Annotated in this window: 9 protein-coding genes; 4 read left to right on the forward strand and 5 right to left on the reverse strand. The window is 67.4% G+C overall.

Translation table 11 applies throughout. The annotated features are described in order from the left end of the window. Positions 1-8 precede the first annotated feature (8 nt). From EGT67_RS16410 to EGT67_RS16425, 5 genes are all read right to left on the reverse strand, one after another. Positions 9-485 carry a DUF4334 domain-containing protein gene (locus tag EGT67_RS16410; RefSeq protein ID WP_127917147.1) on the reverse strand — a complete coding sequence of 159 codons (477 nt, stop codon included), beginning with the start codon at positions 483-485 and terminating at the stop codon, positions 9-11. Further along, positions 482-637, reverse strand: coding sequence for a hypothetical protein (locus tag EGT67_RS25120; RefSeq protein WP_164877587.1), 156 nt, complete (start codon positions 635-637; stop codon positions 482-484). Before EGT67_RS25120 ends, EGT67_RS16410 begins: the two co-directional genes overlap by 4 nt. A gap of 149 nt (positions 638-786) precedes the next feature. After that, positions 787-2172: a sulfatase-like hydrolase/transferase gene (locus tag EGT67_RS16415; RefSeq protein WP_127917148.1), complete on the reverse strand. Its 1386-nt coding sequence runs from the start codon at positions 2170-2172 to the stop codon at positions 787-789. Between the two features lie 160 nt (positions 2173-2332). Then, positions 2333-2620, reverse strand: a complete 288-nt coding sequence (locus EGT67_RS16420) for a transposase (RefSeq protein WP_127917149.1) — start codon at positions 2618-2620, stop codon at positions 2333-2335. 80 nt (positions 2621-2700) lie between these two features. Continuing rightward, positions 2701-3957 carry a TetR/AcrR family transcriptional regulator gene (locus tag EGT67_RS16425; RefSeq protein ID WP_127917150.1) on the reverse strand — a complete coding sequence of 419 codons (1257 nt, stop codon included), beginning with the start codon at positions 3955-3957 and terminating at the stop codon, positions 2701-2703. A 355-nt stretch (positions 3958-4312) separates the two neighbouring features. On the opposite strand from EGT67_RS16425, the gene EGT67_RS16430 reads away from it, so the two are divergent. The 4 genes from EGT67_RS16430 to EGT67_RS16445 all read left to right on the forward strand — a co-directional run bounded on the left by EGT67_RS16430 (position 4313) and on the right by EGT67_RS16445 (position 8711). Continuing rightward, complete coding sequence (locus EGT67_RS16430) at positions 4313-5092, forward strand: enoyl-CoA hydratase (protein WP_127917151.1); 780 nt, start codon at positions 4313-4315, stop codon at positions 5090-5092. Positions 5093-5371: 279 nt separating this feature from the next. Next, positions 5372-6967 carry a fatty-acid--CoA ligase FadD5 gene (gene fadD5, locus EGT67_RS16435; protein WP_127917152.1) on the forward strand — a complete coding sequence of 532 codons (1596 nt, stop codon included), beginning with the start codon at positions 5372-5374 and terminating at the stop codon, positions 6965-6967. Positions 6968-7044: 77 nt separating this feature from the next. Next, entirely contained in the window at positions 7045-7854 is an 810-nt protein-coding gene (locus EGT67_RS16440; RefSeq protein WP_127917153.1) for an MlaE family ABC transporter permease, read from the forward strand. Beyond that, positions 7854-8711 carry an MlaE family ABC transporter permease gene (locus EGT67_RS16445; protein WP_127917154.1) on the forward strand — a complete coding sequence of 286 codons (858 nt, stop codon included), beginning with the start codon at positions 7854-7856 and terminating at the stop codon, positions 8709-8711. The genes EGT67_RS16440 and EGT67_RS16445 overlap by 1 nt, the downstream gene beginning before the upstream one ends.

The raw sequence follows: 8711 nt of genomic DNA on the forward strand, positions 1-8711 counted from the left end.
GCCCGAGGTCAGAGCGCGACGTCGCGTTCGAGGCCGAACCAGAAGTGCTCGCCGCCGTCGAACACCAACTTGCCCTTGCCGTTCATGACGCCGATGACGGTGTCGTCGTCGACCTTCTTGAAGTGGTCGAAGACCGGCATGCCGTCGTAGACCATGGTCGCGGTGATCTCGCCCCGGAAGACCACCTCCCACAGGCTGGCCTCGCCGTGGCCGGTGCCGATGTCGGAGACCAGTTTTCCGGAATCGTCTCGGCACAGCAGCGGCTGGACCTCCGATTCGCTCGTGAACGCCTTCCCGTACCAGTGGATGCGATCGAGCAGCGTGCCGGTTCGGTGGCCGGTGTCGAAAGCGAATCCGCGCCAGCGGTATCCGATGAGGTCGATCGGCCGGCACGGCTCGAGGCGCGCCCACAACTCGTCGAGTTCGCGTGGATCGATCCGATCGGTGCGGGCGCGCAAGGCTGTCACGTCGTCTCGGGTGGTCATGCGGGATCTCCTGGTTCGTCGGGTGCGGCTGTCGGTACGGCCTTCACCACCTCGCCGGCGTCGACTGCGGCGAGCGTGGTGGCGATCTCGTGGAAGGGAAAGGTGCGCACGAGCTTCTCGACGGGGAAGCACCCCGCCTGCCAGAGGTGCACGAGATGGGGGAATCAGCAAGAACGGAGAGCCCTGCTGTGAACATCGGGCCGGCTCGACGCGGTCTCTGCCATTGACGGAACCCGCCGGACCGGCGCAACCGTCTCGACGCGCAACGGTGACGATCGCCGACGATGAACCGTCCCGGGCGTCAGTGATGAACGGGAACGTGGTCGATTGGAGCGCCCGCGGGAATGAGTGGTTCGCGGGCGAGGCTGGCCTTGTAGTCGCCGAGGATGCGCCCGGCGTGGTAGGCGACCCAGCTGTGAAGGTACTTGTAGTTGAAGGGCTCACGTTCCTGCGGATCGGTGATCAGGTTGATGATGTGTGGCGCGGCGAGCGTGCCCACCTCATCGGTCGAGAGCTTCTGGGTCTTCATGACGACCTTGAAGTCCCGCCATTTCACCCCGTAGAGCTCGGCACCCATCCAATACGGGTAGCCGTCACGTGCGGATGCCTCTTGCCTGCCGGTGAGCCACGGCAGCTGATCGACGCCGTCGATCACCCGATCCGAGGGAACCTTCGCACCGGCCGCGGACAGCAGGGTCGTGAACCAGTCGGTGACATGCATGATGTCGTTCGATACGCGGTCTTGCCCGATGCGCCTGGGCCAGCGGACGATGCACGGTGTTCGAAGGTTGCCCTCGCCCCCGGCGAAGTACGACCCTTCCCAGTACCCCGGTGAGCCACGCCACGGCAGCATCTCTTCGGGTCCATTGTCGCCGGCGAAGACCACCAGGGTGTTGTCGCTGATCCCCAGTTCGTCGAGGAGGTCGAGCACCGTCCCGAAGTCGGAGTCGAGCTCGAGCAGGCTGTCCGCCCAATCGCCCATGCCGGATTGCCCCGCGAACTCGCGTCGGGGAATCACGGGCATGTGCATCATCGAGTGGTTGAAGTACAAGAAGAACGGCTCCCGTTCGGCAACCGACGTCCTGATGAAGGAGTCGGTCCGGGCGAGGTAGTCGACGTCGACGTCGCGGCGCACGTCTTGGGTCATCTGTTCGCCCTCGGTGACGTCGTCGTCGCCAGCCGCGATGGTGACCATGCGGCTGACCGGGTCGCGGGTGGGGTCGTACCAGGGATCGTCGGGCCACAGGGATTCGTCGTAGGTGCGAGGGGGGCCGCTCCACTCGACGAAGCCGTGGTCGGTCGGCCAATGACCGGGTCCTTCTCCGACATGCCATTTGCCGTAGACCGCGCATCGATAGCCGGCCTCCGACAACTGGTCCCCCAACGTTCGTTCCCAGGCCACCAGTCCCCATCCGCCCTGGACGCCGATCGGAACCGAGTGTGTGCCCGAACGCACCGAGTACCGCCCCGTCAGGAAAGCGGATCGGGTGGGCGTGCATTGAGCTTCGGGGGCGAAGTTTGTCAGCCGAGTCCCCTGCTCGGCGAAGGCATCGATTCGACGGGTCCAGGCGCCGCGAAAGGGGCCGCCGCTGTAGCAGCTGATCTCTCCGAAACCGAGGTTGTCGACATGGAAGTACACGATGTTGGGCCGGTTCGAAGCCCCGGTGCTGCCGCTGCCGTCCGCCATCTATTCCTCCTGGTCATGAACGTGGCACGCCCGCCACTGCGCCGACCGATCGGGAGTCGAGTATTGAGAGGACTTCTCGATGCACCCGAGTGAGGTGAATTGATGCCATGTGTACGCCCTTCCATCGACCGGCGGGCAGGTGCTAAGCAGTATGAAGTTCTCAGCCATTCGAATGAGGATCATGTCGGCAGCGCTGCCGCGCCGCATCACCCATTCCAGGTGAAGCGGGTTTCGAGCGTGAGAGTCGGTGACGATCCTTGTCAGCGCTGGAGATCTCGATCGGCGCCGTGCCGATGTACATCGCGAAGCCGGACTCGCCATAGAACAGGAGGGGGTTGCCGCCGCGGGCGAGGATGCGGTCGGCCATGATCGGGCCGACGCCGTAGCTGGTTGACCAGCCGTCTGTTTCGAACAAAACAGGTCGCGGCGGCGCTCGTCGATCAGGCACAGTTCGTCGGTGTGATCCTCGGGGTGACGGGCATGTAGCCCAGGGTCACGCGGACTCCCGGGCTGCGGAGGTCGCCGACCTCATGTATCGGCTCGCTCGCCCAACAGCGTCACGAGCATGAGCGCCTGCACGCGCGCTTCGTTGGCCTCGCCGGAATCGAAGCGCATCACCCGGCCCACATCGACGACGAGGCTCAGTGCCGCATGGACCAGGAACCTGCACTCGGCAGCGGACAGTTCGGGACGGGCTTCGCCCAGCAGTCGCGCCCACTCTTCGACGTTGAGTCGCTGCACGTTCCGCAGTTCGGTCCGCTGCTCGTCCGGCAGGCTCCCGATCTCGGCGAAGTACACGCTCATCAGTTCGTTCTGTGCGAACGAGAGGCGGACGTACACCTCCACCAGTGCGCCGAGGGCTTCCCTGGGCGTCGTGGAGCCACCGAGTGCGGTTCCGACGGCCACCGTGAGGCGATCCGCGGCACGGTGGAACGCCGCCGAGAGCAGATCGGACTTGCTCGTGAAGTGCCGGTACACACCCGACGCGTTGATTCCGGCCGCGCCGCCGATCTCCTCGATGCTCACCTCGTGGTAACCGCGGGCATGGAAGAGCCGGATCGACTCGTTGAGGAGGACTTCCCGCTTGTTGACCAACGGGATCCCGGGTGCCCGGGTGGGCGGGTCGACGGGATCCGCGGATGGGGGCAGATCGGTGTATGCGACGTCGCGGCAAGCGTCGAGCAGCAACTTCTCGAGCCGCCGAGGGGGCAGGCTCGCCCGATGGACGGTGATGCTGCCGACCACACTGAGCATGGCCACACAGACCTGGAAGTTGTCTCGCGCGGGGAGCTCGGGGCGAAGTTCTGCGAGGGTCGCGCCGATGCGGCGGTTGACCGTTTCGATCACACCGCGGATGTACGCGCGGTCGTCCGCCTCCAGGTACCTGCTCTCCCAGCGGTACAGGCCGGCGGTGCGACGATTGGCGACGGTGGTGCGCACGGACGCGAGAATCTGTTCGTCGAGTCGGGCCGTGGCGTCCGTCCCGGCTCGGGCCTCGTCGTCGGCCACCGCCTCCTCGAGCGCCGTCGCGAGGCTCGTGGCCGCGTGCAGGAACAAGGCGTACTTGTTCGGGAAGTGGCGGTACAGCGCGGGACCGGAAATGCCTACGGTCGAGGCGATCTCGTCGATGCTGACGGCGTGGTAGCCGCGCTCGCTGAAGGCTTCGGCCGCTGCCGTCGCGATCTGCGCCTTCCGGTTCTTGGGCCGACGGCGGGGCTCGGTGCCGGTCGGCGTGCCGGGGCGGGCGTGGGCCGCTCGCGCGCGGGTCTCCGTGCGTTCCGCCACCGGACCTCCTGACGTGTGGTGACTGGTCGCCGCAGCATAACGCACAGGTAAGTGCCCGTGCGTCCGGTTCGGTACCGCGAATCCTGTGGAGGCTCCGACTTATTCGCCTGTACAGCGGGTGTTGACAAGCGGATCGCTCGCCACGAAAGTTAACGGAAATTCCTGCTCTTCTCCCGATTCGGGCCGCCCTCGGGACTCCCCGGGGACGGCGATCTCGTCGCGGGTGTCCGGAGCGTCGGGCAGGGCCGGGGATCGATCGACGACATTCCGACGTGTGACGCCTCGGTTCGGAGGATGATCGACGAAGCCGCGACGATCATCCGCAGGCGCCCGCGCGCGACCAGGAGGTGCACGCATGACTACCAGCACAGGGCAGGGGCTGTGCCGCGAACTGCGGAACGGCGTGCTCGAACTGACGATCTCACGGCCCGAGCGGATGAACGCGGTCGACATGGCGACCATGAGTGAACTCGGTGCAGCGGTCCGCGACGCGGGGAACGACGCCGCGGTGCGCTCGATCCTCCTCACCGGAGCCGGATCGGCCTTCTGCACCGGTGCGGATCTCGCTGCCGCAGGGCCGAATCCGGCGGACCCGAGCGTCGTCATGGATGTCGCGAACGCGGCAGTCCGCGCGATCGTTGAGGTCCCCGTTCCGGTCGTCGCGGCCGTGAACGGACCGGCGGCCGGGGTGGGGGTGTCGCTCGCGCTCGCCGCCGACCTGACCTACGCCGCCGAGAGCGCCTACTTCCTGCTCGCGTTCGTCGGAATCGGACTGATGCCGGACGGCGGCGCGAGCCTGCTCGTGCCGGCCGCGATCGGCCGGGCGAGGGCCGCGGAGATGGCACTGCTCGGAGAGCGGGTGGCGGCGGTGGACGCCGATCGCGTCGGCCTGGTGTCGCGGACGCTTCCCGACGTCGAGTTGTCCGAGCACGCTCGCGCAGTCGCCGCACGACTCGCATCGGGGCCGCGACGCGCGCTCGAACTCACGAAGCGGTCGCTCAATGCGGTCACGCTCGACGCGCTGGACCGCGCACTGGAGCGGGAGAAGGAAGGCCAGGCGGAATTGCTCGGGTCCGCCGACTTCGCCGAGGGGGCGGCGGCGATGCTGCAGAAGCGCCGGCCGAAGTTCCCGTAGAACTGGAATCGCTGTCTACTTCCAGGTGGGGAGACGGCGTCGAGGACGGATCCCGCCGCAGTCGGACAAACGTCTGATAACCGCAGTTCGGATCGCATCTCGGTCGGCCGAGCCGAGCCTCCGGACCGCGTGGGCGGCACTCGGGAGCGGCCGCCGGTCGTTGAGAATCGCGATTAACAAAATGCACACTGGAACCGCGCATAACATGTAATCTGCCTCACATCGAACCACGGGTCCGGTCAGGTCGGGAGGACCCGCACCGCACGAGAGGAACCCGCGATGGTCACTTCTTCTGCTGTCCCCGCAACCTCGAACGAGGCCCAGCGGTCCCGTCGCAACAACTGGAACAATCAGGTCGCGCGGCACGCCCGGATGATCCCGGATCGCGTCGCGCTGCGGTTCCAGGGTGCGTCCGTCACGTGGTCGACGCTGCACACGCGGGTCGAGAGGCTCGCCGACGCGCTGGCGCGGCGGGGTGTCGGCCTCGGCGACCGGGTCCTGATCCTGATGCTCAACCGCCCTGAGTATCTCGAGGTGGTTCTCGCCACCAATGCGCTCGGCGCCATCGCCGTCCCCGTGAACTTCCGGATGACCGTGCCCGAGGTTTCATTCCTGTTGCGCGACAGCGGTGCTCGCGTGGTTGTCGCGGACACGACGCTGGCGCCGCTCGCCGACGCGGTGCGTGCCGACGTCGGGGGGCCGGACCTGTCGATCGTCGTCGGCGGCGCGACCGAGGGGGACGTACTCGGGTACGAGGACCTCGTCGCCGAGGACGGCGCCGGGTACCCCGCGATCGACATCCCGGACGACACTCCGGCACTGATCATGTACACCTCCGGGACCACCGGCCGTCCCAAGGGGGCGGTGCTCACCCACGGCAACATGGCGGCGCAGGCCCTCACGTGCATTCGGGCGTTCCAGTTGAACCGGCCCGACGACATCGGGTTCTGCGCATCGCCGATGTTCCACATCGCCGCGTTGGGATCGATGGCACCGAGCCTGATGCTGGGGCTCACCACGGTGATCCATCCGGTCGGTGCGTTCGATCCGGACGTGCTGCTCGACGTCCTCGAGGAAGAGCAGGTGACCACGCTGTTCCTGGTGCCGGTTCAGTGGCAGGCGGTGTGTGCGGCGCAGCAGACGCAGCCGCGAAAACTGAAGTTGCGCGGCATCTCCTGGGGCGCGGCGCCCGCATCGGACACCGTCCTGCGGGCGATGGCGGAGACCTTTCCGGACGCGTCGAACGTCGCGGTGTTCGGGCAGACGGAGATGTCCCCGATCACGTGCGTCCTCGACGGCGAGGACGCCCTCCGCAAACTCGGGTCCGTCGGCCGGGTCATCCCCACCGTGCAGGCCCGCGTCGTCGACGACGACATGAACGACGTGGCCCCCGGTGAGGTGGGTGAGATCGTCTACCGCGGACCGACGATGATGCTCGAGTACTGGCAGAACCCGGCGGCCACGGCGGACGCGTTCCACGGTGGCTGGTTCCATTCCGGCGACCTGGTGCGCGTGGACGACGAGGGCTTCGTCTACGTCGTCGATCGCAAGAAGGACATGATCATCTCGGGCGGCGAGAACATCTACTGCGCCGAGGTCGAGAACGCGCTCTTCGCGCACCCGAAGATCCTCGAGGCCGCCGTGATCGGTCGCCCGGACCCCAGGTGGGGCGAGATCCCGGTGGCGGTGGTCGCGCTGCGTCCCGGGGCCGGGGGCGAACTCACCCTCGACGAGTTGCAGCCGTTCCTCGACGAGCAACTCGCCCGGTACAAGCACCCCAAGGTGGTGGTGTGTGTGGAGATGTTGCCGCGCAACGCAAGTGGCAAGGTCGTCAAGGGAGAGCTGCGGAGCGGATCCGCCGTCGTGCAGGGTTGACGACACCAGGGCCGGCTCCGGCGTCGTGAGGGGCCGGGAGGCAGCGGGTTCGGGACGGAACTGGGGAGGGCCGGCAGATGAGCTACGAGTTGCCCACCGGGAAGGGGCCGGTGCAGGACGTCGCGCTCCAGGGCGGGTATCTCATCGGCTTCTCCGTGCAGGCCCTCGTCGCGCTGGTGCGGTCGGTGGTGCGCGGTCGGTTGTCGTTGCAGGAGACGGTGACCCAGACCCTGTTCATCGGCCGGGTGAGCACCGGACCGTCGTTGCTGTTGATGATCCCGATCGGCGTGTTCGTCGCGGTCTCGGTGGGCGAGTTGGCCGGACGCATCGGGGCCGGCGGGTACTCCGGCGCGGTGGTCGCCTTCATCATCGTCGGGCAGGCGTCCGCACTCGTCTGTGCGCTGATGATGGCCGGAGTCGCCGGCTCGGCGATCTGTACGGATCTCGGCTCGAGGAAGATTCGCGAAGAGATCGACGCCTTGGAGGTCATGGGCATCGACGCGCTCGAGCGACTCGTCGCACCCCGACTCGTCGCCGCCGTGATCGTCTCGCTCGCCCTGTGCGCGATGGTGACCTTCGGCGGCGTGATGGCCTGCTACCTGTACCACATCTACGTCCAACATCTGCCCGCCGGAACGTTTCTGGCCACGTTCAGCCAGTACGGGCGTCTGCCGGACTTCGTGATGGCACTGGTGAAGGCCGCGATCTTCGCGCTCACCTCGACACTGATCGCCGCGTTCGCGGGCCTGCACGCCAAGGGCGGGCCGCGCGGTGTCGCGGACGCGGTCAACGAGGCCGTCGTGATCGCGTTCGCGCTGGTCTTCATCGTCAACGCCGCCCTCTCCGCGCTGTACACCGTGGTCGTGCCTGCGGTCGGGGCGTACTGATGGTCGGCTTCGACACCCGGGTGCGACTGCGCCGCGCCGCCAGGCCCGTGACCGCGGTGTACGGCGGTCTCGCCGACGTCGGCCGGCATGCCACGTTGTTCTGGCGCACCGTCCTCTCGTTGCCGTATGCGGCCACGCGCTACCGCCGACACGTCCTCGCGCAGATCAGCGAGGTCAGCTTCGGCACCAACTCGTTGCTCTCGGGCGGCGGTACCGTCGGCATCGTCTTCGCGATGTCGCTCGCCGCGGCGATGATGCTCGGCGTCGAAACGCAACGAGGGCTCGAACTGATCGGTATGACAACACTTTCCGGGATGCTGTCCGCGATCGCGAACACCCGGGAGCTCGCCCCTGTCGTGGTTGCGATCGCGCTGGCCGCGAAGGTGGGCACCGGATTCACCGCGCAACTCGGCGCCATGCGCATCTCCGACGAGATCGACGCACTCGATGCGATGGCGGTGCGGTCGATCCCGTTTCTCGCCGGAACCCGGGTGCTGGCGGCGATGGTGTGCGTGCTGCCGATCTTCATGATCGGGCTGCTCGCCAGCTATCTGTCGACGCGACTGGTGATCGTGTTCTGGGGCGGCGCTTCCGCCGGCACCTACGACTACTTCTTCCATCTCGCGCTGTCGCCCGAGGATCTCGTCTACGCCGCGATCAAGGCGATCGTGTTCGCGGGCGTCGTCGCGCTGGTGCACTGCTCGTACGGCTACCTCGCGTCGGGCGGACCGGCCGGCGTCGGACAGGCGGCGGGGCGCGCGCTGCGTACCGCCATCCTCGCGATCGGTGTGCTGGACGTCCTCATGACGTTCGCGCTGTGGGGGCTCGTGCCCACGATCCCCGGAATGGGGGTGTGA

This window comes from Prescottella agglutinans (genome assembly GCF_004011865.1).
GTDB classification, from domain to species: domain Bacteria; phylum Actinomycetota; class Actinomycetes; order Mycobacteriales; family Mycobacteriaceae; genus Prescottella; species Prescottella agglutinans.

What these genes read in the sequence shown, in the direction of transcription:
- EGT67_RS16410 (WP_127917147.1), bottom strand. Translation starts at nt 485, where the DNA reads ATGACCACCCGAGACGACGTGACAGCCTTGCGCGCCCGCACCGATCGG.
- EGT67_RS16415 (WP_127917148.1), bottom strand. Translation starts at nt 2,172, where the DNA reads ATGGCGGACGGCAGCGGCAGCACCGGGGCTTCGAACCGGCCCAACATC.
- EGT67_RS16430 (WP_127917151.1), top strand. Translation starts at nt 4,313, where the DNA reads ATGACTACCAGCACAGGGCAGGGGCTGTGCCGCGAACTGCGGAACGGC.
- fadD5 (WP_127917152.1), top strand. Translation starts at nt 5,372, where the DNA reads ATGGTCACTTCTTCTGCTGTCCCCGCAACCTCGAACGAGGCCCAGCGG.
- EGT67_RS16440 (WP_127917153.1), top strand. Translation starts at nt 7,045, where the DNA reads ATGAGCTACGAGTTGCCCACCGGGAAGGGGCCGGTGCAGGACGTCGCG.
- EGT67_RS16445 (WP_127917154.1), top strand. Translation starts at nt 7,854, where the DNA reads ATGGTCGGCTTCGACACCCGGGTGCGACTGCGCCGCGCCGCCAGGCCC.